The sequence below is a fragment of the Achromobacter sp. SX5 genome (assembly GCF_056711425.1).
Genome location: NZ_CM160041.1, coordinates 2,179,761 through 2,203,592 on the forward strand (window position 1 = coordinate 2,179,761; position 23,832 = coordinate 2,203,592).

21 protein-coding genes are annotated in these 23,832 nt (G+C 68.3%); 11 read left to right on the forward strand and 10 right to left on the reverse strand.

The features are described 5' to 3' along the window. The 4 genes from pepE (at position 1) to AC1M14_RS10340 (ending at position 3,385) form a co-directional block, all read left to right on the forward strand. Positions 1 to 705, forward strand: coding sequence for a dipeptidase PepE (pepE, locus tag AC1M14_RS10325; protein ID WP_102772136.1), 705 nt, complete (start codon positions 1 to 3; stop codon positions 703 to 705). Then, a complete protein-coding gene (locus tag AC1M14_RS10330) occupies positions 702 to 1,631 on the forward strand; it encodes a DUF1177 domain-containing protein (protein ID WP_209165332.1) in 930 nt (309 codons plus the stop codon). The genes pepE and AC1M14_RS10330 overlap by 4 nt, the downstream gene beginning before the upstream one ends. Next, positions 1,628 to 2,326, forward strand: a complete 699-nt coding sequence (locus tag AC1M14_RS10335; RefSeq protein WP_102772134.1) for an AroM family protein — start codon at positions 1,628 to 1,630, stop codon at positions 2,324 to 2,326. The genes AC1M14_RS10330 and AC1M14_RS10335 overlap by 4 nt, the downstream gene beginning before the upstream one ends. 72 nt (positions 2,327 to 2,398) lie before the next feature. Beyond that, the gene (locus AC1M14_RS10340) at positions 2,399 to 3,385 is read left to right on the forward strand and encodes a Bug family tripartite tricarboxylate transporter substrate binding protein (protein WP_102772133.1); all 987 of its coding nucleotides are present in this window, start codon (positions 2,399 to 2,401) and stop codon (positions 3,383 to 3,385) included. A 90-nt stretch (positions 3,386 to 3,475) separates the two neighbouring features. Here AC1M14_RS10340 and AC1M14_RS10345 read toward each other — a convergent pair whose 3' ends face one another. Next, positions 3,476 to 4,531: a PDDEXK nuclease domain-containing protein gene (locus AC1M14_RS10345; protein WP_479731534.1), complete on the reverse strand. Its 1,056-nt coding sequence runs from the start codon at positions 4,529 to 4,531 to the stop codon at positions 3,476 to 3,478. A 225-nt stretch (positions 4,532 to 4,756) separates the two neighbouring features. Here AC1M14_RS10345 and AC1M14_RS10350 point away from each other — a divergent pair, with 225 nt between their 5' ends. Together AC1M14_RS10350 and AC1M14_RS10355 are read left to right on the forward strand one after the other, a co-directional pair. Further along, entirely contained in the window at positions 4,757 to 5,044 is a 288-nt protein-coding gene (locus AC1M14_RS10350) for a double zinc ribbon domain-containing protein (protein ID WP_479731535.1), read from the forward strand. Positions 5,045 to 5,057: 13 nt separating this feature from the next. Then, positions 5,058 to 5,951, forward strand: coding sequence for a cation diffusion facilitator family transporter (locus AC1M14_RS10355; RefSeq protein WP_102772131.1), 894 nt, complete (start codon positions 5,058 to 5,060; stop codon positions 5,949 to 5,951). A gap of 77 nt (positions 5,952 to 6,028) precedes the next feature. Here AC1M14_RS10355 and coaBC read toward each other — a convergent pair whose 3' ends face one another. The 4 genes from coaBC to AC1M14_RS10375 form a co-directional block, all read right to left on the reverse strand. Then, positions 6,029 to 7,228, reverse strand: coding sequence for a bifunctional phosphopantothenoylcysteine decarboxylase/phosphopantothenate--cysteine ligase CoaBC (gene coaBC / locus AC1M14_RS10360; protein WP_479731536.1), 1,200 nt, complete (start codon positions 7,226 to 7,228; stop codon positions 6,029 to 6,031). Between the two features lie 116 nt (positions 7,229 to 7,344). After that, positions 7,345 to 7,869 (reverse strand): signal peptidase II, encoded by a 525-nt coding sequence (gene lspA / locus AC1M14_RS10365; protein ID WP_102772129.1) that lies wholly within the window; start codon positions 7,867 to 7,869, stop codon positions 7,345 to 7,347. Positions 7,870 to 7,871: 2 nt separating this feature from the next. After that, entirely contained in the window at positions 7,872 to 10,733 is a 2,862-nt protein-coding gene (gene ileS / locus AC1M14_RS10370) for an isoleucine--tRNA ligase (RefSeq protein ID WP_479731537.1), read from the reverse strand. Next, the gene (locus AC1M14_RS10375) at positions 10,723 to 11,688 is read right to left on the reverse strand and encodes a bifunctional riboflavin kinase/FAD synthetase (RefSeq protein WP_102772127.1); all 966 of its coding nucleotides are present in this window, start codon (positions 11,686 to 11,688) and stop codon (positions 10,723 to 10,725) included. Before AC1M14_RS10375 ends, ileS begins: the two co-directional genes overlap by 11 nt. Positions 11,689 to 11,798: 110 nt before the next feature. Between AC1M14_RS10375 and purN the strand changes: the two genes are divergently transcribed. Next, positions 11,799 to 12,455, forward strand: a complete 657-nt coding sequence (gene purN / locus AC1M14_RS10380) for a phosphoribosylglycinamide formyltransferase (protein ID WP_479731795.1) — start codon at positions 11,799 to 11,801, stop codon at positions 12,453 to 12,455. A 490-nt stretch (positions 12,456 to 12,945) separates the two neighbouring features. Next, positions 12,946 to 14,262 (forward strand): RsmB/NOP family class I SAM-dependent RNA methyltransferase, encoded by a 1,317-nt coding sequence (locus AC1M14_RS10385; RefSeq protein ID WP_168202144.1) that lies wholly within the window; start codon positions 12,946 to 12,948, stop codon positions 14,260 to 14,262. On the opposite strand, the gene AC1M14_RS10390 is transcribed toward AC1M14_RS10385, so the two are convergent. After that, a complete protein-coding gene (locus AC1M14_RS10390; RefSeq protein ID WP_479731538.1) occupies positions 14,226 to 14,633 on the reverse strand; it encodes a hypothetical protein in 408 nt (135 codons plus the stop codon). The two genes, AC1M14_RS10385 and AC1M14_RS10390, sit on opposite strands and share 37 nt — an antisense overlap. Before the next feature lie 318 nt (positions 14,634 to 14,951). Between AC1M14_RS10390 and AC1M14_RS10395 the strand changes: the two genes are divergently transcribed. The 3 genes from AC1M14_RS10395 to AC1M14_RS10405 are packed head-to-tail and all read left to right on the forward strand — an operon-like array spanning position 14,952 to position 18,762. After that, positions 14,952 to 16,160, forward strand: coding sequence for a DesA family fatty acid desaturase (locus AC1M14_RS10395; protein WP_111824802.1), 1,209 nt, complete (start codon positions 14,952 to 14,954; stop codon positions 16,158 to 16,160). Next, positions 16,157 to 18,451 (forward strand): UvrD-helicase domain-containing protein, encoded by a 2,295-nt coding sequence (locus AC1M14_RS10400; RefSeq protein WP_111824803.1) that lies wholly within the window; start codon positions 16,157 to 16,159, stop codon positions 18,449 to 18,451. Before AC1M14_RS10395 ends, AC1M14_RS10400 begins: the two co-directional genes overlap by 4 nt. A 5-nt stretch (positions 18,452 to 18,456) precedes the next feature. Then, positions 18,457 to 18,762, forward strand: coding sequence for a chorismate mutase (locus AC1M14_RS10405; RefSeq protein ID WP_102772123.1), 306 nt, complete (start codon positions 18,457 to 18,459; stop codon positions 18,760 to 18,762). A gap of 173 nt (positions 18,763 to 18,935) precedes the next feature. Here the strand turns inward: AC1M14_RS10405 and AC1M14_RS10410 are convergent, their stop codons facing one another. The 4 genes from AC1M14_RS10410 to dapD form a co-directional block, all read right to left on the reverse strand. Beyond that, on the reverse strand, positions 18,936 to 20,870 hold the full coding sequence (locus AC1M14_RS10410) for an ABC-F family ATP-binding cassette domain-containing protein (RefSeq protein WP_102772122.1): 1,935 nt from the start codon (positions 20,868 to 20,870) through the stop codon (positions 18,936 to 18,938). Next, complete coding sequence (gene prmB, locus AC1M14_RS10415; RefSeq protein ID WP_209165335.1) at positions 20,867 to 21,763, reverse strand: 50S ribosomal protein L3 N(5)-glutamine methyltransferase; 897 nt, start codon at positions 21,761 to 21,763, stop codon at positions 20,867 to 20,869. Before prmB ends, AC1M14_RS10410 begins: the two co-directional genes overlap by 4 nt. Positions 21,764 to 21,846: 83 nt before the next feature. After that, entirely contained in the window at positions 21,847 to 23,007 is a 1,161-nt protein-coding gene (dapE, locus tag AC1M14_RS10420; RefSeq protein ID WP_479731539.1) for a succinyl-diaminopimelate desuccinylase, read from the reverse strand. After that, positions 23,007 to 23,828: a 2,3,4,5-tetrahydropyridine-2,6-dicarboxylate N-succinyltransferase gene (dapD, locus tag AC1M14_RS10425; RefSeq protein ID WP_102772119.1), complete on the reverse strand. Its 822-nt coding sequence runs from the start codon at positions 23,826 to 23,828 to the stop codon at positions 23,007 to 23,009. The genes dapE and dapD overlap by 1 nt, the downstream gene beginning before the upstream one ends. Positions 23,829 to 23,832 lie beyond the last annotated feature (4 nt).

Below are 23,832 nucleotides of genomic sequence, written 5' to 3' on the forward strand. Positions count from 1 at the left end.
ATGAACCTCCTGCTACTCAGCAATTCCAGCAGCGACGCCGGCTATCTGGTGCATGCGCTGCCCGCCATCCGCGAACTGATCGCGGCGCTGCCGCCGGGCGCGCCGGCCGTGTTCGTGCCGTTCGCGGGCGTGACCCGCAACTGGGACGACTACACCGCGCTGGTGGTCTCGGCGCTGGCCGACACCGGCCTGGACATCCAGGGCCTGCACCGCGCCGAAGATCCGGTGGCCGCGCTGGAAGGCGCGGCCGTGATCATCGTGGGCGGCGGCAACACGTTCAACCTGCTGGGCCAGCTGCGCCGCCAGGGCCTGCTGGGCGTGGTGGCGCGCCGGGTCCGCCAGGGCGCGGCCTATCTGGGCTGGAGCGCCGGGTCCAACCTGAGCTGCCCGACCATCTGCACCACCAACGACATGCCCATCACCGACCCGCAGGGCTTCGACGCACTGGGCCTGCTGCCGTTCCAGATCAATCCGCACTACACCAACGCCCATCCGCCGGGCCACCGCGGCGAGACCCGCGCGCAGCGCCTGGCCGAGTTCTGCACCCTGAACCCGGCGATGCCGGTGCTGGGCCTGCCGGAAGGCTCCGGGCTGCGGGTGAGCGGCGGCGAGATGACCCTGATCGGCCCGCACGAGGCGCCGCTGTTCCTCGGCCAGCAGGAACCGCGCGTATTCCGCCCGGGTCCGGTGGAGGTCCAGGCATGAAGCAAGTCATCGACACGATCGAACTGCTGTCGTCCGCCCACGTCACCGGCGAGTCGGTGGCGCAGCGGCTGCGCGAGGCCGGCGACTGCGAAGTCGAGGTGACCCGGCTCGAGCGCGACGGCGCCGCCACCGAATTCCTTTCCATCGTCATCCCGGGCGCCGACGAGACGGCGCCGCAGCTGGGCATCGTGGGCCGCCTGGGCGGCATCGGCGCGCGCCCGGCCGTCACGGGCCTGGTGTCCGACAGCGATGGCGCGGTGGTCGCGATCGCGGCGGCTTTCAAGCTGATGGCCATGGCCCGCGAGGGCGACGTGTTGCCCGGCACGGTGCGCATCCGCACGCATATCTGCCCGCGCGCCGGCACGCGTCCGCATCATCCGGTGCCGATGATGCGCTCGCCATTCCCGATGCGCGAGATGATGTCGCATGAAGTCGATCCGCGCATGGACGCGATCCTCTCGGTCGACACCACGCGCGGCAACCGTCTCGTCAACAAGCGCGGCGTGGCGCTGACGCCGGTGGCAAAACAGGGCTATCTGCTGCGCATTCCCGAGACGATGCTGGACGTGATGGGCTGGGTCAGCGGCGAACTGCCCGTGACGCTGCCGCTGACCACGCAGGACATCACGCCCTACGAAAACGGCCTGTGGCACGTGAATTCGCTGATGCAGCCCACCATCGTCACCGACGCGCCCGTGGTGGGCGTGGCGCTGACCGCCCAGACCACGGTGCCGGGCTGCGCCACCGGCGTGACCAACGCGGTGGACGCCGACGTCGCCATGCGCTTCTGCATCGAAACCGCCAAGCTCTTCGGCCAGCGCGCCATGACGTTTTTCGACGAGGCCGAATGGGCCGCGCTGCAATCGCGCTACGGCTCCATGGCGCACCTGCAGACCGTGGGCCGCGAAACCGGAGACGCGGCATGAGCGCGCAACCGCGGCGGCGGGTGGCGTTCTTCACCATCGGGCAGTCGCCGCGCAGCGACGTGGTGCCGGAAATCGCGCCGCTGCTGGGCGCGCACGTGCAGGTCGACGAGTTCGGCGCGCTGGACGGCCTGGACGCGGCGGCGCTGGCCGCGCTGGCGCCCAAGCCGGGCGCCTACCGCTTCGCCACGCGCATGCGCGACGGCTCGCAGATCGAGCTGGACGCGGCCGCCGCCGAGGCCCGGCTGGCCCAGGTCATGAGCCAGGCCGACGCCGCCGGCTACGACGTGCTGGTGCCGCTGTGCACCGGCACGGCCATCGCGCCGATGCGCACGCTCGTGGTGGAGCCGCAGCAGGTCGTGGATCACCTGGTCGCGGCGCTGGCGCAGCACTGCCGCAAGGTGGGCCTGGTGGTGCCGCTGGCCGCGCAGGTCGACGCCTTCCACATGGCCGTGCCGCTGCCTTGCGACGTCCAGGTGGCGCACGCCTCGCCTTATGAGGCCGACGCGCAGCAGGCGGCGCGAAATTTCGAGCAGGCCGGCCGCGAGCTGGCCTCCTGTGACCTGATCGTCATGCACTGCATGGGTTACGCCGAGCGCATGCGCGCGGCCGTGGCCCAGGCGTCCGGCCGTCCGGTCCTGCTCTCCAACCGCCTCGTCGCGCAGACGCTGGCGCAAATCCTTGGTCCGGGTGTCTGACACCCAATCTCTACCCGAAGGCCTGGCGCGCCGGGCCTTCGGTGAATCAAATATTGCAGGGAGTTTTTCGTTATGTTCAGCCGTACCCTAAACCGCGCCGTCGGCGCACTGTTCGCCGTTTCGGCGCTTGCCGCCACGCCGGCGCTGGCCGCCGACGCCTGGAAGCCCGCTAAACCCGTGCGCCTGCTGGTGGGCTTCGCCCCGGGCGGCTCGGCCGATACGCTGGCCCGCCTGCTGGCCGACCCGCTGTCGCAACGCCTGGGCCAACCTGTCGTGGTCGAAAACCTGGCCGGCGCCGGCGGCAACATCATGGCGTACCGCCTGAGCCAGTCGCCGGCCGACGGCTACGCCATCGGCATCGGCGCCGCCGGCTCCATGGCCATCACCCACGTGCTCAACCCCAAGGGCACCAACTACAAGCCCACTGACTTCACCCCGATCACGCTGGTCGCGGTGCAGCCCAACGTGGTCATCGTGAACAAGGACGTGCCGGCCAACAACCTGGCCGAGCTGAAGGAATACTTCCAGAAGACGCCGACCGCCACCTACGGCACCGCCGGCGTGGGCATCTCCAACCACCTGATCGCCGAGACCATGCTGTACAAGCTGGGCGTGAAAGTGCCGCACGCGCCGTACCGTGGCGCGGCGCCTGTCATCACCGACCTGCTGGGCGGCCATATCGCGATGACGATGGACAACATCTCCACCGCGGCCCCGCTGGCCACGCAAGGCAAGGTCAAGGCCATCGGCGTGGCCTCGCTCAAGCGCGCGCCGCAGCTGCCCAACGTGCCCACGCTGGACGAGCAGGGCCTGAAGGGCTTCGACATGCCGACCTGGCAGGGCGTGTTCGCGCCCGCCGGCCTGCCCGCCGACGTGCTGGCCGCCTACTACGCCGCGCTGCAGGACGTGCTCAAGCAACCCGCCCTGGTCGAGAAAATGGCCGGCCTGGGTTCGGAGCCGGTCACGGGCATGACGCCCGAGCAGTTCGGCCAGTTCCTGGAGAAGGACCGCCAGCAGTGGGCGGACATCGTGAAGGCCGCCAACATCAGCCTCGATTGAACGCAAGGCGCCAGCGCCTGAGCGTCCGCAAGGGCGCCAGGCTTGATCGCGGGTCTGGCGGCGGCTTTTCGCGCAACCTGAATGCCGCCGTCATCGCTGTTCGCCGGACTTGCGGCGCTCGATCTGGGAGCGAGCCCGCTCGGTTGCCTGCTGTAGCCGTTCGGCCAACACTGCGGGTGGTGGAAGGGCGGTCAGGTATTCGGCGACATGGATGCCCGACTTGTCCAGCTCCAATAGTTCGATCTGCTCGCGCTTTTTGCCGGCGCATAGGATGATGCCTAGCGGCGGGGCTTCTCCAGGTTCGCGTTCATGCTTGTCGAGCCAGCGCAAGTAAAGCTCCATCTGCCCCTTGAACGCTGCTTTGAACTCGCCGATTTTCAGTTCCACCGCTACCAGTCGGCGCAGCTTGCGGTTATAAAACAGCAGATCGAGGTGGAAGTCCTCGTCGTCGATCTGGATGCGTTTCTGTCGCGCAAGAAAAGAAAAACCAGCGCCCAGCTCCAGCAGAAAGGACTGCATTTCGCGGATGATCGCCGCTTCCAGTTCGTCCTCCTGCCAACTATCCAGCAGGCCCAGAAAGTCCAGGATATATGGGTCGCGCATCACCAGCGCCGGCGACATCCGGCGGGCATCGCGCAAGGCCGCCAGTTCCTGAGCGATTGTTTCATGCGGCTTTTTTGAAAGCGCAGTGCGCTCGTACAGCATCGAATCCATGCGTTCGCGCAGTGTCCGCACGCTCCAGCGTTCGGCACTGGCCATTTGTGCATAGTAGTCCCGCCTGAGCGGATCCTTCAGCGGCAACAGCGCCACGAAATGCGACCAGCTCAATTGTCGTGACAGCGTCACGACAATTGATTCGTCAGGATAGGCGGCCGCAAACTGCACCATGCGCCGTAGATTCTTTTCCGCGAAGCCTTGCCCAAAGTCGCGAACGAGGTGCCGGGCCAAGGTTGCCAGTAGTTCCTCACCGTATCCGGCCCGTTGTCCGGCCAGAACCTCCGTATGGATGCGGTGGCCGATACGCCAAAACAGCAAGGTCAGTTCGGCGTTGGCGGTCGAGACGGCGCGCTGCCGTGATGCCTCGATCAGCGTACGGATGTCGCCGATCAGGACTGTCGACGCCGCAGGCGGCTTGTGTCCGATCATGTCATTCCTCCATGTTTTGGGCCGATGATAGGGGGGTATGGAGGTCGGAGGGGCCTGCAGGGCCTGGCCGAGTGACAGATTCATCCCATTTCCGGGAGCGCCGCCACCGCACCACGAATACTCGCCTCGGGGCACTGTCGTCGTACTCTGCCCTTGACTCTGAAGCTGCTTCAGGCTTTGTCATGATGCCTGGCAATACGCCGCGATCGCGGCTCGGAGGCTGATATGGGCATACTGAAACATCTGCTGGGCGGGCGCGCCGGGCATCGCGGGTACGGCGGCCATCATGGCTATGACCGTCGCGGCGGCGGGGCCTATGGCGGCGCGCCGCAGGGCGCCGCCGCCGTCTGCAACGGTTGCGGCGCCTCCCAGGCTGCGGGCGGGCGCTATTGTTCGCAATGCGGCGTCTCGCTGGCGCCGCTGGCCTGCTCGCAGTGCCGCGCGGCCATCGCTGCCGGAGCCGGTTTCTGCGCGCAGTGCGGCACCGCCGTCGCGCCGTCGAACCAGCCTTGATCCGCGGACACCAATGAGCGATAGCCATCAGCACGGCGACGTGCGCACCTTACCCGAATCCCGCCTCTGGATCGCGCTGGGCCTGACCAGCACCTTCATGCTGGTGGAAATCGTCGGCGGGATCATGACGGGCAGCCTGGCGCTGATTTCCGACGCCATGCACATGATGACCGACGCCATGGCCCTGCTGCTGGCGCTGGTCGCGATCCGCGCGGGCCGCAAGGCGGCGGACCTGATGCGCACCTACGGATACGCCCGCTTCGAGATTCTGGCGGCGGCGGTCAATGCGCTGGTGCTGCTGGGCATCGCGTTCTACATCCTGTACGAGGCCTATCAGCGCCTGTCGGCGCCGTCGGATATCCAGTCCGTGGGGATGCTGGCCGTCGCCGTGGTCGGCCTGATCGTCAACCTGATCGCGATGCGGCTGCTGGCAAGCGCGAAGGACGAAAGCCTGAACGTGAAGGGCGCCTACCTGGAAGTGTGGGCCGACATGCTGGGCTCGATAGGCGTGATCGTCGGCGCCGTGGTGATCTGGTTCACGGGCTGGCGCTGGGTGGATTCGGCGCTGGCGGTGGGCATCGGCTTCATGGTGTTCCCGCGCACCTGGACGCTGTTGCGCGAGTGCGTGAACATCCTGCTCGAAGGCGTGCCGCCGGGCATGAGCCTGCAGGCGGTGCGCGACGCCATCGCCGGCACGGCCGGCGTGGCCGCCATCCATGACATCCACCTGTGGGCGGTGACGCAGAGCAATCCGATGCTGACGGGCCATGTGGTGCTGGAGCCGGGGGCCGACGGCGAGGCGGTGCGCCGCGCCATCGAAGACCGCCTGCAGCAGGACTTCGACCTGCACCATACGACGCTGCAGATGGAGCGTGACGACCGCTCGGCGCAGGAGCACATACACTGAGCGCGGCCGCGGCGCGGGCGCGCAAACAAAAACGCCAGGCCGCGACGCCTGGCGTTTTTTTTTGAGTGCGCAGAGGACTACTTCGGCGGCACCCGCGCCGCGATCTCGGCGATCAGGCGGCGCGCCGCGTCCAGCTTGCCGGCGGCGGGCAGGGGATGCACGCCCTGTTCGTCGAACAGCACCAGTTCGGTGGTGTCGGCGTCCATGACCTTGTGCGCGAGGTTGCCCACCAGCAGGGGGATGCCCTTGCGCGCGCGCTTGGCTTCGGCGTGCTCGGCCAGCTTCTCGGTTTCGGCCGCGAAGCCCACGCACCAGGGACCGTCGGCCAGCTTGGCGACTTCGGCCAGGATGTCGGGATTGGGTTCGAACTCCATGACGGGGGCGCCGCCGCCCTCGCTGGTCTTTTTCAGTTTCTGGGTGCTGACGTTCTTCACGCGCCAGTCAGCCACGGCGGCCACGGCGATGAAGATGTCGGCGTCGGCCGCGCTGGCCATCACCGCATCGTGCATCTGGCGCGCGGTGGTGACCGACAGCGCGGTGACGCCGCGCGGCACCGGCAGGAAGGTGGCGCCGGTGATCAGCGTGACGCGGGCGCCGGCCTCGCGCGCGGCGCGCGCCAGCGCGTAGCCGGTCTTGCCCGAGGAGCGGTTGCTCAGCACGCGCACCGGGTCCACCGGCTCGGACGTGGGGCCGGCGGTCAGCAGCACGTGGCGGCCGGCCAGCAGCTTGGGCTGGAAGAAGGCGATCAGGTCCGTCAGCAGTTCGTGCGCTTCCAGCATGCGGCCGTCGCCGGTCTCGCCGCAAGCCTGTTCGCCGGCGGCGGGTCCCAGCACGCTGACGCCGTCGGCGCGCAGCTGCGCGACATTGCGCTGCGTGGCCGGGTTGGCCCACATTTCGCGGTTCATGGCGGGCGCGACCAGCAGCGGACAAGCGCGCGCCAGGCACAGCGTGGACAGCAGGTCGTCGGCCATGCCGTGGGCCAGCTTGGCCATGAAATCGGCGCTGGCGGGCGCGATCAGCACGGCGTCGGCGCCGCGTGTCAGGTCGATGTGCGCCATGTTGTTGGGCACGCGCGCGTCCCAGGCGTCCACGAACACCGGGCGGCCCGACAGGGCCTGCATGGTGATGGGCGTGATGAAGTGCGTGGCCGCCTCGGTCATCACCACGTCGACCGTGGCGCCCTGTTCGGTCATGCGCCGCACCAGCTCGGCGATTTTGTAGCAGGCGATGCCCCCGGTCAGGCCGAGGACGATGCGTTTGCGGGCGAGGTCGAGCATGGGGGCGGGGCGGCGGGTTCAGCGCCGCGTAAACGAGGAACGGACAGTGATTTTATTCTGCATTGCGGCATCGCGCCGTTCGCCATCCGTTCAGGGGGGATCAAACGCGGCGAAACTCAGGCTTGCGGCTTGCGTGAGCGCAGCAGTTCGTCCAGCACCAGCAGCACGGCGCCGCAGGTGATGCCGACGTCGGCCAGGTTGAAGGCGGGGAATTGCCAGTTGTTCCAGTAGAACAGCAGGAAGTCCACCACGTGGCCATGCACCACCCGGTCGATGACGTTGCCGATGGCGCCGCCCAGAATCAGCGTGAGCGCCAGGCAGAAGCGCGGCTGGCCGTGGGTGCGGCGCAGGATGATGGTGATGACCACGGCCGCCACGCAGCCCAGCCCGGTGAACAGCCAGCGCTGCCAGCCTTCCTCGGACGCCAGGAAACTGAACGCGGCGCCGCGGTTGTACACCAGGGTGAAGTCGAAGAACGGCAGCAGGTTGACGCGCTGGCCGTACTGGTACGCGGTGTTGAAGTAGATCTTGGTCAGCTGGTCCAGCACGATGATGGCCAGCGCGATGGCCAGCCAGCGCCCCACGCGCGCGGGCGCGGGGCGGGTGCCGGACTGGACGCCGGTGGGGGCGGGCCCGGCCATGTTCAGGCCTTGTCGCGGGCTTCGCCCGAGCCGAACAGGTTGGACACGCAGCGGCCGCAGATCTCGGGATGATCCGCGTCCTGGCCCACGTCCAGGCGCCAGTGCCAGCAGCGCTCGCACTTCTTGTGCGCCGAGGGCGTGACTTCGATGCGGGTCTCGCCTTCGCCGGCGTGCACGGTGGCCCGCGAGACGATCAGCACGAAGCGCAGGTCGTCGCCCAGGCTGGCCAGCAGTTCGCGGTCCGCGCCGCTGGCGTAGAGGTCGACCTCGGCCTGCAGCGACGAACCGATGTCGCCGGCCGTGCGCACTTCTTCGAGCTTGCGCTGGACTTCGGCGCGGATGGCGCGCAGGCGCGTCCACTTGGCCGTCAGCGCTTCGGCGTCGGCGTACGGCGGCAGCGCGTGGTAGACCTCGGTGAAGATCGTGGTGCGGGCGGCGTCGGCCTGGTTCTTCAGGGCGGAGTCGACCAGTTCCTTCCAGGCTTCTTCGGCCGTGAACGACAGGATCGGCGCCATCAGCTTGAGCAGCGTCTGGGTGATGTCGAGCAGCGCGGTCTGGGCCGAGCGGCGGGCGCGGCTGTCTTCGGCCGAGGTGTACAGGCGGTCCTTCAGGATGTCCAGGTAGAACGCGCCCAGGTCTTCCGAGCAGAAGGTCTGCAGGCGGGCGACGGCCGGGTGGAAGTCATAGCGTTCGTAGTTGGCCTGGACCTCGGCCTGCATCTGCGCCGTCATGGCCAGCGCGTAGCGGTCGATCTCGAACAGTTCGCCGTAGGGCACGGCCTGCGACACCGCGTCGAAGTCGGCCAGGTTGGCCAGCAGGAAGCGCAGCGTATTGCGGATGCGGCGGTAGCCTTCGACCACGCGCTTGAGGATCTCGTCGGAGATGGACAGTTCGCCCGAGTAGTCGGTGGAGGCCACCCACAGGCGCAGGATTTCGGCGCCCAGCGAGTCGGACACCTTCTGCGGGGCGATCACGTTGCCCACCGACTTGCTCATCTTGCGGCCCTGGCCGTCGACCACGAAGCCGTGCGTCAGCAGCGCCTTGTAGGGCGGCTGGCCGTAAAGCATGCAGCCGGTCAGCAGCGAGGAATGGAACCAGCCGCGGTGCTGGTCCGAGCCTTCCAGGTAGAGGTCGGCGGGCCAGCCCAGTTCGGCGCCGTGCGAGCCGGCGAAAGCGCCGTCCTTGCCGCCCAGCACCGTGGCGTGCGTGCTGCCGGAGTCGAACCACACGTCCAGCGTGTCGCGGTTCTTCTCGTACTGGTCGGCCTCGTCGCCCAGCAGTTCGCGCGGGTCCAGCGCCTGCCAGGCCTCGATGCCGCCTTTTTCGACGCGCTGCGCCACCTGTTCGAGCAATTCGATGGTGCGCGGATGCAGCTCGCCGGTCTCCTTGTGCACGAAGAAGGCCATCGGCACGCCCCACTGGCGCTGGCGCGACAGGGTCCAGTCCGGACGGTTGGCGATCATGGCGTGCAGGCGGGCGCGGCCCCAGGCCGGATAGAAGGCCGTGGCGTCGATGCCGGCCAGCGCCGATTCGCGCAGGGTCGGGCCGCCGTCCTTGGGGGCCACGTCCATGCCGGCGAACCACTGGCTGGTGGCGCGGTAGATGATGGGCGTCTTGTGGCGCCAGCAGTGCATGTAGCTGTGCTTATGCTTTTCCACGTGCATCAGCGCGCCGGCTTCCTTCAGCGCCTCGACGATCTTGGGGTTGGCGTCCCAGATCGACAGGCCGCCGAACAGCGCCAGGCTGTCGGCATACTTGCCGTCGCCCATCACCGGGCTGATGAAGTCGGTGTCTTTCATGCCGTGCGCCTTGCACGAGATGAAGTCCTCGATGCCGTAGGCCGGGGCCGAGTGCACCACGCCCGTGCCGGAGTCGGCGGTCACGTAGTCGCCCAGGTAGACGGGCGCCTTGCGGTCGTAGGCGGCCTCGAACTGCGCCAGCGGATGGCGGAACTGGATCTCGGACAGCGCCGCGCCCGGGGCGGTGGCGATGATTTCGCCTTCCAGCTCCCAGCTCTTCAGGCAATCCTCGACGCGTTCCTTGGCGATCAGCAGCAGGGGGCCGAACTTGGGCGCCGGCGACACGCGCACCAGGGCGTATTCGATTTCGGGATGCACGTTCAGCGCCTGGTTGGACGGGATGGTCCAGGGCGTGGTGGTCCAGATGACGATGGCGCCGTCGTCCACCGAATCCAGGCCGAAGGCCGCGGCCAGCCTGGCGTGTTCGGCGAACGGGAAGGCCACGTCCACCGCCGGGTCGACGCGGTCGGCGTATTCGACCTCGGCCTCGGCCAGGGCCGAGCCGCAGTCGAAGCACCAGTTCACGGGCTTCAGGCCGCGGAAGACGTAGCCCTTGTCCAGGATGCGGCCCAGCGCGCGGATCTCGTCGGCTTCATTGCTGAAGTTCATCGTCATGTAGGGACGATCCCACTCGCCCAGCACGCCCAGGCGCTTGAAGTCCTTGCGCTGGCGGTCGATCTGTTCGAGCGCGTAGGCGCGGGCCTTGGACTGGACTTCGGCCACCGGCAGGTGCTTGCCGTACTTTTTCTCGATCTGGATTTCGATCGGCATGCCGTGGCAGTCCCAGCCCGGCACGTAGTGCGCGTCATAGCCGGCCATGTTGCGGCTCTTGACGATGATGTCCTTCAGGATCTTGTTGACCGCGTGGCCGATATGGATGTCGCCGTTGGCGTAGGGCGGGCCGTCGTGCAGCACGAAGCGCGGGCGGCCGCGACTGGCGGCGCGGATCGCCTGGTAGACGTGGTTTTCCTCCCACTGCGAAATCCAGGCGGGCTCGCGTCGGGCGAGGTCGCCCCGCATGGGGAAAGGGGTATCGGGCAGGTTGAGGGTCTTTTTATAGTCCATGGACGGCAAAATAGGCGCGCGCGTTTCGCGCGTCTTCGGCGATGGCGGCAGTCAGGGAAGGGAGGTCAGGGAATTTTTCTTCGTCCCGCAACTTTTGCAGGAATTCGACGCGTACGAGTTTACCGTAAGCGTTGATGGTCTCGTCGAGCAGGTGCGCCTCGAGCAGCACGCGGCCGCGGTCTTCGACCGTGGGGCGCACGCCCAGGCTGGCCACCGCGGGCAGGGCGCGCTCGCCCAGGCCGTGGACCTGCACCACATAAATGCCCGAGCGCGCGGCGCAGCGTTCGGCCACGCGCAGGTTCATGGTGGGAAAGCCCAGCGTGCGGCCCAGCTTCTGGCCGTGTATGACGTGGCCGCTGATGTGATACGGATGGCCCAGCAGGTGGCGGGCGCGCTCCAGGTCGCCCACCGCCAGCGCGGTGCGCACTTCCGAGCTGGAGATGCGGTGCCCGTGCTGGTCGGTTACGTCGGCCAGCGTCTGCACCTCGAAGCCGTGGCGCAGCCCGGCTTCGCGCAGCAGGTCGATGTCGCCGCTGCGCTTGTGGCCGAAGCGGAAATCCTCGCCCACCAGCAGCCATCTGGTGTGCAGGCCCTGCACCAGCAGCTGTTCGATGAAGGCGTTGGCCGACATCTCGGCCAGGCGGGCATTGAAACGCTCGACCACGACCTGGGAGATGCCGTAGCGCGCCAGCGCCGCCAGTTTGTCGCGCAGCCCGGAGATCCGGGTGGGCGCCAGTTCCGGGCGCTGGTGCAGCGTGGCGAAATATTCCCGCGGATGCGGCTCGAAGGTCATGACGGCGGGCGCCAGCGCGCGTTCGCTCGCGACCTGGCAGACGCGCGCCAGCATGGCCTGGTGTCCGCGATGGACGCCGTCGAAATTGCCGATCGTCAGCGCGCACGGGGCGCGCCGCTCGGGCGGGGGCAGGGATCGGTAGATATGCAGCGATGGTTTCACGAGCGAGAGTTTACAATTTTGGATTCCGGGTTTGTTCCCATCCCGCCCAAATCGCGCGGGACTCGCGCGCACAAACCCGATTTCCCTTGGAATTCCTTATCTTGCCGGAAATATCTACCACCAAGCGCCGCCTGGTCATCCTGATCTCGGGGCGGGGCAGCAACATGCGGGCGCTGGCCGAAGCGTGCCGCGACCAGGGCTGGCCGGCCGAAGTGGCCGCCGTGATCGCCAGCCGGCCGGACGCCGCCGGCCTGGAATGGGCCGCCCACCAGGGCATTCCCACCGCGGCCCTGTTCCACAAGGACTACGCCAGCCGCGAGGCCTTCGACGCCGCGCTGGCCGCCGAGATCGACCGCTACGAGCCCGATTACGTCATCCTGGCCGGCTTCATGCGCGTGCTGACGCCGGGCTTCGTCAACCATTATGCGGGCCGGCTGGTCAACATCCATCCTTCGCTGCTGCCGGCCTTCCCGGGCCTGCACACCCACGCCCAGGCGCTGGCCACCGGCGTGCGGGTGCACGGCTGCACGGTGCATTTCGTGACCCCGGTGCTGGACCACGGCCCCATCATCGCCCAGGGCTGCGTTCCGGTGCTGGCCGGCGATACGCCGCAAGCGCTGGCCGAGCGCGTGCTGACGGTCGAGCACCAGGCTTTCCCGGCGGCGGTGCGCTGGCTGGCCGAAGGCCGGGTTACCCTGACGAGCGACCACCGCGTGAACGTGGCGGGCGATCCCGAGCGCCTGTTCACCTGGTCGCCGGCCGCCTGACCGTCCGCGCAACGCGCGCTGCAACGCATTTACCGGGCGGCAAACCTCCGCCCCACTGGAATACGCCATGACTAAATCCCAACCCCCGCGTTCCCGTCCGGCCGGCGCCCCGCGCGCCGCCGAAGGCCGCGACGGCCGGAGCTTCTTTTCGCGCCCCAAGGGCGAGGCCCGGCAGGCGCTGGAGCGCGGCCGCGACGGTCGCCGCGACGAGCGGCGCGAAGGCCGTCCCGACGGCAGGCGCGAAGAACGCCGCGACGAGCGGCAGGGCGAGCGCGCCTCCTACGGCGCCGAGCGCCGCGAAGGCCGCCCCGGCCAGCGTCCGTCCTACGACGCGCCGCGCGGCGGCGAGCGCGCCTCCTACAGCGCCGAGCGCCGCGAAGGCCGTCCCGGCCAGCGTCCCCACGACGCCCCGCGCGGCGAGGCCCGCGCGCCGCAGAAGCCCCAGTACAACCGTCCGCGCCAGCCGTACGCCGCCATCCGGATCGAGCAGGTGCAGCGCGCCCTGGGCGAAATCCTGCAATGGACCCACCCGGCCGACGCGGCGCTGTCGCACTGGCTGCGCAGCCATCCCAACCTGGGCGCGCGCGACCGCTCCGAGGTCGCCGAGGCCGTCTACGACGTACTGCGCCATCTGCGCCGCTACCGCCAGTTCGGCGAAAGCGGCGTGGGCCCGGCCTCGCGCCGCCTGGCCATCCTGGGCCTGGCGGCCACGCTGGGCGCCGGCGAGCTGGCCGAAGGCCTGGACGCCGCCGAGGCCGAGTGGCTGCGGCGCGTGTCGCAGATCGACCTGGCGACGCTGCCGCGCGCGGTGCGCGGCAGCATCCCGGACTGGCTCGACGAGCGCCTGGGCGCGATGGACAGTCCCGAAACGCTGATCGAGGCGCTCAACCGCCAGGCCAGCCTGGACCTGCGCGTCAATCCGCTGAAGGCCGAACGCGACGCCATGCTGGCCGAGCTGCAGCAGGGCGCCGGCCGCTACCAGCCCGTCGCCATGCCGTATTCGCCCTGGGGCATCCGCATGGAAGGCCGGCCGGCCATCAACCGCTGGCCGCAATTCGAAAACGGCAGTATCGAGGTGCAGGACGAGGGCAGCCAGCTGCTGGCGCTGCTGGTCGGGCCGCGCCGCGGCGAGATGATCATCGATTTCTGCGCCGGCGCGGGCGGCAAGACGCTGCTGCTGGGCGCGCTGATGCGCTCCACCGGCCGCCTGTACGCTTTCGACGTGTCGGCGGCGCGCCTGGCGCGCGCCAAGCCGCGCTTCGCGCGCAGCGGCCTGTCCAACGTGGTGCCGGTCGTCATCGATAACGAGAACGACGCCCGCGTCAAGCGCCTGGCCGGTAAGGCCCAGCGCGTGCTGGTCGACGCCCCGTGCAGCGGCATCGGCACGCTGCGCCGCAATCCCGACCTGAAATGGCGCCAGCACCCCGAGGCGCTGGCCGAGCTGGGCCAGTTGCAGGAGCGCATCCTCAAGAGCGCCGCGCGCTGCGTGGCGCCCGGCGGCCGCCTGGTCTACGCCACCTGCAGCCTGCTGGCCGAGGAAAACGAGGTGCAGGCCGAGCGTTTCCTGGCCAGCCACCCCGATTTCGAACGCCTGGACGCCGCCGCCATCCTGGCGGCCCGCTGCGAGAACCTTCAGCTCGACGGTCCTTATGTCCAGCTGCGCCCCGACGTGCACGGCACCGACGGCTTCTTCGCCGCGGTGTTCGAGCGCAAGAAAAAGGGGGCCGTAGCCGAATCCGAGGAATCGGCCGAGGCGGCGCAGGCGTCGGATCAGGAACCCGGCGTGACGCCCACCGTGGCGCTGTAGCGGCGGGTGCCGAGCGTCTTGTCCTGGTACTTCACCTCCCAGGCCAGGGAATCCTGGCCCGGCCGGTCGGCCTGGTACACGAGTTGCGAGACGGGCACCGTCTTGTAGGCGCAGCGCCCGGAGGCGCCCGACTGGCCGCGCGTCTGCATGACGCTGGCCTTGCCCAGGCGGGGCGCCAGGGTGATGGACAGCCGCGGCGCGCGCAGGGCCAGGCAGTCCGAGCCGCGGATCTCGTAATAAGAGGCCAGCACCACCACGTCGCCCGGCTTCAGCGTCTGCGACGCGGCGGGCGCGGACAGGCCGGCGCCCACCAGGGCCAGGGCGCAAATAAAAGGGGGGCGTATTATGAAGCGGGGTTTGTTCGGCAACATCAGTGGGGCAAAAGAGACAGTCGGGGCGTGGCGGACGGCAGGGCGCGCGGCCGCGCGGCTGACAGGAACTTTAATGCCAAAATCTGGCCCAAACCACTTGTCCCGGCGATTGCGCTACCCTTGTTACAGGGTAGATGCAGGGTCGCAGGGCCTGGCCTCGCGCTTGTCTTTTATGGTCGCGAGTAGGGATGTTTACGTGTCAAAACCCTGGCTTAGTCCTTGATTTCTCTCAAAAACTATTTTGAAACTCCCTTGTCATAAGACGGCAAAGGTAAGCTAAACTTCACGCACTTCTCAAGCGAGGCTCATAACAGCTTTATGGATTACATCCTCTCCTTCATTGCCGGCGGTCTGACGCAAGCCACCTGGTGGCAGATCGTCGTGTTCACCCTGGTGATGACGCACATCACGATCGTTTCGGTCACGGTATTCCTCCATCGCAGCCAAGCGCACCGCGGCCTGGACCTCCATCCAGCCGTCATGCACTTCTTCCGTTTCTGGCTCTGGATGACGACCGGCATGGTCACCAAGGAATGGGTTGCCATTCACCGCAAGCACCACGCCAAGTGCGAAAAGGAAGGCGATCCCCATTCGCCCATCCTGTTCGGCATCTGGAAAGTGCTGTTCCGCGGCGCCGAGCTGTACCGCGAGGAATCGTCCAACAAGGAAACCATGGCCAAGTTCGGCCACGGCACGCCCGACGACTGGCTCGAGCGCAACATCTACAGCAAGCACAGCCTGTGGGGCGTGCTGACCATGCTCGCCATCGATATCGCCCTGTTCGGCGCCATCGGCGTGACGGTGTGGGCCGTGCAGATGGCCTGGATTCCGTTCTGGGCCGCCGGCGTGGTCAACGGCATCGGCCACTACTGGGGCTACCGCAACTACAACAGCCCGGACACCAGCACCAACGTGTTCCCGTGGGGCATCGTGATCGGCGGCGAAGAGCTGCACAACAACCACCACGCCCATGGCACGTCGGCCAAGTTCTCGGCCAAGTGGTACGAGTTCGACATCGGCTGGTGCTACATCAACATCCTGAAGTTCTTCGGCCTGGCCAAGATCAAGAAGGTCGCGCCCAAGCTCAAGCTGGACGACAGCCGCACCGGCATCGACCTGCGCACCCTGCAGGGCGTGATCACGCACCGCTACGAAGTCATGGCCCGCTACGCGGACGTGATCAAGAGCGCCGCCCGCGAAGAACTCGCCAAGCTGAAGGATTCGCGCAAGAAGGGCAGCGCCGAATGCGACTGGACCCAGTTGCACCGCGTGCGCCGCGCCATCCACCGCAACGAGGACATCCTCCAGCCCGAACAGGTTGCCGCCGTGGACCAGGCCATCGCCCGCAACAAGTCGCTGGCCACGCTGGTGCAGATGCGCCGCGAACTCGGCCGCATCTGGGAAAGCTCCAGCGCCAGCAGCGAACAGCTCCTCAATGATCTGCAGGCCTGGTGCCAGCGCGCCCAGCAAAGCGGCATCGCCGGGCTCGAGCAATTCGCTCAACGTCTGCGCCGCTACGCGGCATGATGCTAGAGAAGCTCAATCCTGAACAACGCGCCGCAGTAACGTTAGAACCGCAGCACGCCCTGGTCCTGGCCGGGGCGGGCAGCGGCAAGACCCGGGTGCTCACCACCCGCATGGCCTGGCTGATTCAAACCGGCCAGGCCTCGCCTTTTGGGCTGCTGGCGGTCACGTTCACCAACAAGGCCGCCCGCGAGATGCTGGCGCGCATGTCGGCCATCCTGCCCATCGATATGCGCGGCCTGTGGATAGGCACCTTCCACGGCCTGTGCAACCGCATGCTGCGCGCCCATCACCGCGATGCCGGCCTGCCGCAGAGCTTCCAGATCCTGGACGTCACCGATCAGCTCGCGGCGATCAAGCGCCTCATGAAGGCCAACGGCGTCGACGATGAAAAGTATCCGCCGCGCGACGTGCAGCGCTTCATCAACGGCGCCAAGGAAGAGGGCCTGCGTCCGGCCGACGTCGAAGCCTACGACGCCCACCGCCGCCGCCTGATCGAGATCTACCAGCTCTACGAGGCCCAGTGCCAGCGCGAGGGCGTGGTCGACTTCGCCGAACTGCTGCTGCGCGCCTACGAACTGCTGTCGCGCAACGCGCCCGTGCGCGAGCACTACCAGCGCCGTTTCCGCCACATCCTGGTCGACGAGTTCCAGGACACCAACACGCTGCAGTACAAGTGGCTGCGCCTGCTGGCCGGCGGCGGCGCCGCCATTTTCGCGGTGGGCGACGACGACCAGTCCATCTACGCATTCCGCGGCGCCAACGTCGGCAACATGGCCGACTTCGAGCGCGACTACGCGCGCGGCACCGTGATCCGCCTGGAGCAGAACTACCGCTCCTACGGCCACATCCTGGATTCGGCCAACGCGCTGATCGGCCACAACACCGGCCGGCTGGGCAAGAATCTCTGGACCGAGCAGGGCGAGGGCGAGCCGGTGCGCGTCATCGAGCAGCCGTCCGACGGCATGGAGGCGCAATGGATCGTCGACGAGATCCGCGCGCTGATCCGCGACGGCAGCCTGCGCCGCGAGATCGCCGTGCTCTACCGCAGCAACGCGCAGTCGCGGGTGCTGGAACACGCCATCTTCTCGGCCGGCATTCCCTACAAGGTGTACGGCGGCCTGCGCTTTTTCGAGCGCCAGGAAATCAAGCACGCGCTGGCCTACCTGCGCCTGATGGCCAACCCGCACGACGACACCTCGTGGATGCGGGTGGTGAACTTCCCGACCCGCGGCATCGGCGCGCGCACGCTGGAGCAGCTGGCCGACGCCGCGCGCGCCCATGACACCAGCCTGTATTCGGCGGTGGCCCTGGTGGGCGGCAAGGGTGGCTCCAACCTGGCGCAGTTCGCCCAGCTGATCCACCGTCTGATCGAGGAAACGCGCGACCTGCCGCTGCCGGAGATGGTCGAGCACATGCTCGAGGCCAGCGGGCTGAACGCCCATTACAAGGCCGAGCGCGAAGGCGCCGAGCGTCTGGAAAACCTGAACGAACTGATCACGGCGGCCGCCGTGTTCGCGTCCGAGGAAAACTACGACGGCCTGCCGGCCGGCGTCGTGCCCGAGCAGGACGCTTCCTCGACGCTCATGCCGGGCGTGGTGGACGCGCCGGCCATCGGCGGCGACGGCCTGACGCCGCTGGCGGCGTTCCTGTCGCACGCGGCGCTGGAGGCCGGCGACAACCAGGCCCAGCAGGGCCAGGACGCGGTGCAGCTCATGACCGTGCACGCGGCCAAGGGCCTGGAGTTCGACGCGGTCTTCATCACCGGCCTGGAAGAGGGCCTGTTCCCGCACGAGAACAGCATCCTCGAGCCGTCCGGGCTGGAAGAAGAGCGCCGCCTCATGTACGTGGCCATCACGCGCGCGCGCCAGCGCCTGTACATCAGCCTGGCGCAAAGCCGCATGCTGCACGGCCAGACGCGCTACGCGATGCGCTCGCGCTTCCTGGACGAAATTCCGGAGCAGCACCTGAAATGGCTGACCCCCAAGGCCGGCCTGGCGCAGGTCGGCGCCACCAGCGCGAGCTGGGGCGGCGGCAACCGCGGCGACGCGTTCGGACGCAAGCCCACCAACACCATTGCGCCGCGTCAACCGCGCAGCGTGGCCAGCGGCGTCACCGTGGGCGACAAGCAGTATCGTGTAGGTCAGGGCGTGCGCCACGCGCGGTTCGGCGAGGGCACGATCATCGGCCTGAGCGGCGCAGGACAGGACGCCCAGGCCCAAATCCAGTTCCGCGACGTGGGCGCCAAGACCCTGGCGCTGGGCATCGCGAAACTCGATATCGTTCAGGGTTGAAAAACATGGCCGAGCACGAATCCCCCGAAGACGAGCTGGCGTCGCTGCGCGCCGAGATCGACGAGATCGACCAGCAGATCATCCTGCTGCTGGGCGTGCGCTTTCGCTGCACGGACATGATCGGCGAACTGAAGCAGGCCCACGGCATGGATCTGCTCGACACCCGGCGCGAGTCCCAGCAGGTCGCGCGCATCCGGCGCCTGGCCGAGGAAGCGGGCGTGCCGCCCGAACTGGCCGAAAACATACTGCACGAAGTGATCGATACGGTGGTCGCGCACCATACCCGGCTGCGCGAACGCCCTTATTCGTGAGGGGGGGCGATGGGTTCCGCGCGCTTGATACCTGAGTTCTTGCCCTAGGATTCTCGCGCTGCACCCATCCTACGATGACGCGACCGTAGGATGGGTGCAGCGCGAGCGTCCTTAAGCAAGAACCCAATCATCGAACGCGCGGAACCCATCGGACACCCCCAGCCGCCATCCCTTCAAGGCTCCGACTGCTCGATCTCCTCGAGCGAGCCCTGGATCTCCAGCCACTGCTCTTCCAGCTCGTCCATGCGCTTGCCGTGCTCGCCATGCTCGGCCATGACCTTCTGGCGTTCCGCGCGGCGTGCGTCCGAATACAGGTCCGGGTCGGCGATGACGGCGTCCAGCGCCTGCAGCTTGGCGCGCAGTTTTTCCATCTCGGCATCCACCTTGGCGAGTTTCGCTTCCAGCGGCTTGCGCAGCGCCGACAGGCGCTGGCGCTGTTCGGCCTCGGCGCGGCGCTGCGCCTTGCGGTCGATGACGGGCTCGCCGTTGGCCGCGTTCTCGCGCGCCGCTTCGGCGCGTTCGCCGGCGTTGCGCGCGGCCAGCCAGTCGCGGTAGTCCTCCAGGTCGCCGTCGAATTCGCGCACCGCGCCGTCGGCCACGATCCAGAAGCTGTCCACCGTGGTGCGCAGCAGGTGCCGGTCGTGAGACACCAGCAGCATGCTGCCGCCGAAGTCCGCCAGCGCGGTGGCCAGGGCCTCGCGGGTTTCCACGTCCAGGTGGTTGCTGGGCTCGTCCAGCAGCAGCAGGTTGGGCTTCTGCCAGACGATCAGGGACAGCGCCAGGCGCGCCTTTTCTCCGCCGGACATGGGGCCGACCTTGCTGGTCACCGTGTCGCCTGAAAAGCCGAAGCCGCCCAGGTAGTTGCGCAGCTCCTGCTCGCGCGCCTCGGGCGCCAGGCGCGCCAGGTGGGCGATGGGTGTGCTGTCCACGTCCAGCATGTCGAGCTGGTGCTGGTGGAAATAGCCGATGGCCAGCCCGCGCGAGGCGCGGCGCTCGCCGGCCTGCACCGGCAGTTCCTCGGCCAGCGTCTTGATCAGCGTGCTCTTGCCGGCGCCGTTGGCGCCCAGCACGCCCACCCGGCTGCCGGCGCGCACCATCAGCGTCACGTCGCGCAGGATGGGCACGGCATTGCCGGCCGCGTCGGTATAGCCGGCCGACAGGTGCTCCAGCGTCAGCAGCGGGTCGGGCACCTGCTCGGGCGACGGGATGCGGATGTCGATGCCGGCCTCGGCCTGCAGGGGCGCCAGCACCTGCATGCGGGCCAGCGCCTTGACCCGGCTTTGCGCCTGCTTGGCCTTGGAGGCCTTGGCCTTGAAGCGGTCGATGAAGCCTTGCAGCCGCGCGGCTTCGCGCGTCTGGCGTTCGTAGGCGATGTTGCTCTGGCGCAGGCGCTCGGCGCGCTGCGTCAGGAAGTCGCCGTAGCCGCCGCGGTAGCGCACCAGCTTGGCGTGGTCGAAATGCAGGATGGACTTGGCCACCGCGTCCAGGAACTCGGTGTCGTGCGAGATCAGCATCACGGTGCCGGGGTAGGCGCCCAGCCACTTCTCCAGCCACAGCATGGCGTCGAGGTCCAAGTGGTTGGTGGGCTCGTCCAGCAGCAGCAGTTCGGACGGCGCCATCAGCGCGCGCGCCAGCGCCAGGCGCATGCGCCAGCCGCCCGAGAAGCTCGCCACCGGCTGCATCCATTCGGCGGGCTTGAAGCCCAGGCCGGCCAGCAGCTGCTCGGCGCGCGAGGCCGCGCTCCAGGCGCCGGCTTCCACCAGCGCCGCCTCGACCTCGGCGATCTGCGTGCCTTGCTCGTCCGTCAGCGCCGCGCGGCGCGCCTGCAGCTCGCGCAGATGCACGTCGCCGTCGATGACGAACTCGCGCGCCGGGCGCTCGTCGGCCTCGATTTCCTGCTTGACGCTGGCGATGCGCCAGCCGGCCGGCATGGCCAGCGTGCCGGCGTCCACGTCCAGCGCGCCGGTCAGCAGCGCGAAGAGGGACGACTTGCCGGCGCCGTTCTTGCCGACGATGCCGACGCGCTCGCCCGGGTGCACGACGAATTCGGCGCCGTCAAGCAGCACTTTCGTGCCCCGGCGCAGGGTCAATCCAGTAGCGCGTATCACGTTGTCAATTGCTCACGGGTAAACAGCAGGATCTGGTCGGACGCCTGCTCGGTATCCAGCCACATGGGCGACAGTTCGGGGAAGGCCGCTTCGAAGAAAGGCCGCTCGTGGCCGATCTCCAGCACCAGCACGCCGTTCTCGCTCAGGTAGCGCGGGGCGGCCTCGAGGATGCGGCGCACCAGGTCCATGCCATCGGCGCCGCCGGCCAGCGCCAGCTGCGGCTCGTGGCGGTATTCCTCGGGCAGCACGTCCATCGAGCCGCTGTTGACGTACGGCGGATTGCAGATGATGACGTCGTAGCGCTGCGCGGGCAGGCTTTCGAACAGATTGCTCTGGTGCAGCGCCAGCCGGTCCTCCAGCCCGTAGTCCTCGACGTTGCGCCGCGCCACCTCCAGCGCATCGGAGGACACGTCCACCGCGTCCACCTGCGCATGGGGAAACGCCAGCGCGCCCAGGATGGCCAGGCAACCCGAGCCGGTGCACATGTCCAGCACGCGCCCGACCTCGGCCGGGTCCGCGACCCAGGGCGCCAGGCCCTGGTCCAGCAGTTCGGCTATCGGCGAGCGCGGCACGATGACGCGCTGATCCACGTAAAAGCGATGGCCGCGCAGCCAGGCCTCGTTGGTCAGGTAGGCGGCGGGGAGCCGCTCGGTCACGCGGCGGTCTATCAGGTCCAGGACGCGGGCGCGCTCTTTGTCGAGCACGCGGGCGTCGAGGAAGGGTTCCAGCGTGTCCAGCGGCAGGTGCAGGGCGTGCAGGACGAGGTATACCGCCTCGTCCCAGGCGTTGTCGCTGCCGTGGCCCAGCGCCACCCCGGCGGCGTTCAGCCGGGAGACGCCGTAACGGATCAGGTCGCGCAGGGTCAGCAGTTCTAGGCGGGCGGATGGTTGCATGGCTGGCATTCTTGATGAATTCGCCCCTCGGGAAACGGCGTCTCCCGAGGGGCGCAGGGCCCGCGCGATCGGCGCGGGACGGATTACGCCTTGGCGGGCAGGAGGTTTTCCAGCGTGCGCCGGTAAATATTTTTCAGCGGCGCGAGCGAGGCGATCTCGACGCGTTCGTTGACCTTGTGGATGGTGGCGTTGCACGGGCCGAACTCGATCACCTGCGGGCAGATCTTGGCGATGAAGCGGCCGTCGGACGTGCCGCCGGTGGTCGACAGCTCGGTCGTCACGCCGGTCTCGTCCTTGATGGCCGAGGACAGCGCCTCGCTGAGCGTGCCGCGCGGGGTCAGGAAAGGCTCGCCGCCCAGCTCCCAGTCCAGCGCGTATTCCAGGCCGTGGCGGTCCAGCACCTCATGCACGCGCGCCTTCAGGCCGTCCGGCGTGCTGGCGGTGGAGAAGCGGAAGTTGAACAGCGCCACCGCCTCGCCCGGCACCACGTTGGTGGCGCCGGTGCCCGAGTTCAGGTTGGACACCTGGAATGTGGTGGGCGGGAAGTACTCGTTGCCCTGGTCCCATTCGATCGCGACGATCTCGGCCAGCGCCGGCGCCAGCTGGTGCACCGGGTTGCGCGCCAGGTGAGGGTAGGCCACGTGGCCCTGGATGCCCTTGACCGTGAGCTTGCCCGACAGCGAGCCGCGGCGGCCGTTCTTGCAGATGTCGCCGAGCGCCTCGCCCGAGGTCGGCTCGCCCACGATGCAGTAGTCCAGCTGCTCGCCGCGCGCCTTGAGCGCGTCGCAGACGATGGCGGTGCCGTCGATCGACGGGCCTTCCTCGTCGGACGTGATCAAAAGCGCGATGGAGCCGCCATGCTGCGGATTGGCCGCCACGAATTCCTCGGCCGCCACCACGAAGGCGGCGATCGAGCTCTTCATGTCGGCCGCGCCGCGGCCGTACAGGTAGCCGTCGCGTTCGGTGGGCACGAACGGATCGCTCTCCCACTTCTCGCGCGGCCCCGGGGGCACCACGTCCGTGTGGCCGGCGAACACCGCCAGCGGCGCGGGGCTGCCGCGCCGGGCCCACAGATTGGTCACGCCGCCCTGGGCGATGGTTTCGCACTTGAAGCCGATGCGCTCCAGGCGCGCGGCAAGCGTGGCCTGGCAGTCTTCATCGGCGGGCGTCACCGACGGGCGGGCGATCAGGTCCTTGACCAGATCCAGTACGGCGCAGGCCGACGCGGACGCGGGTGTGCTCATCAGGCCCTCAGCAGATCGTTGATGCTGGTCTTGGCGCGGGTCTGCGCGTCGACACGCTTGACGATGACGGCGCAGGCCAGGCTGTGCGTGCCGTCGGCCGACGGCAGCGAGCCGGGCACCACCACCGAGCCCGAAGGCACGCGGCCGTAGGTGATCTTGCCGGTGGCGCGGTCATAGATCTTGGTGCTTTGCGACAGGAACACGCCCATGGCCAGCACCGAGTTCTCTTCCACCACCACGCCTTCCACGACTTCCGAGCGCGCGCCGATGAAGCAGTTGTCCTCGATGATGGTGGGGTTGGCCTGCAGCGGCTCCAGCACGCCGCCGATGCCCACACCGCCCGACAGGTGCACGTTCTTGCCGATCTGGGCGCACGAACCGACCGTGGCCCAGGTGTCGACCATCGTGCCTTCGTCGACGTAGGCGCCGATGTTCACGTAGGAGGGCATCAGCACCACGTTGCGGGCGATGTAGGCGCCGCGGCGCGCCACCGCCGGCGGCACCACGCGGTAGCCGCCCTGCTTGAAGGCGTTGTCGCCGTATTCCGAGAACTTGAGCGGCACCTTGTCGTAGAACTGCAGCGGCGCCTGGCCCATGATGGCGTTGTCGCTCAGGCGGAACGACAGCAGCACGGCCTTCTTGATCCACTGATGCACGACCCAGTCGTCGCCGATCTTCTCGGCCACGCGCAGGCGGCCCAGATCCAGGCCGTCGATGGTGTGCTCGACCGCTTCGCGCACTTCGGCGCTGGCGTCGGTGGGCGACAGGTTGGCCCGGTTTTCCCAGGCTTGTTCGATGGTGGTCTGCAGGTCGAGAGTCATAGCG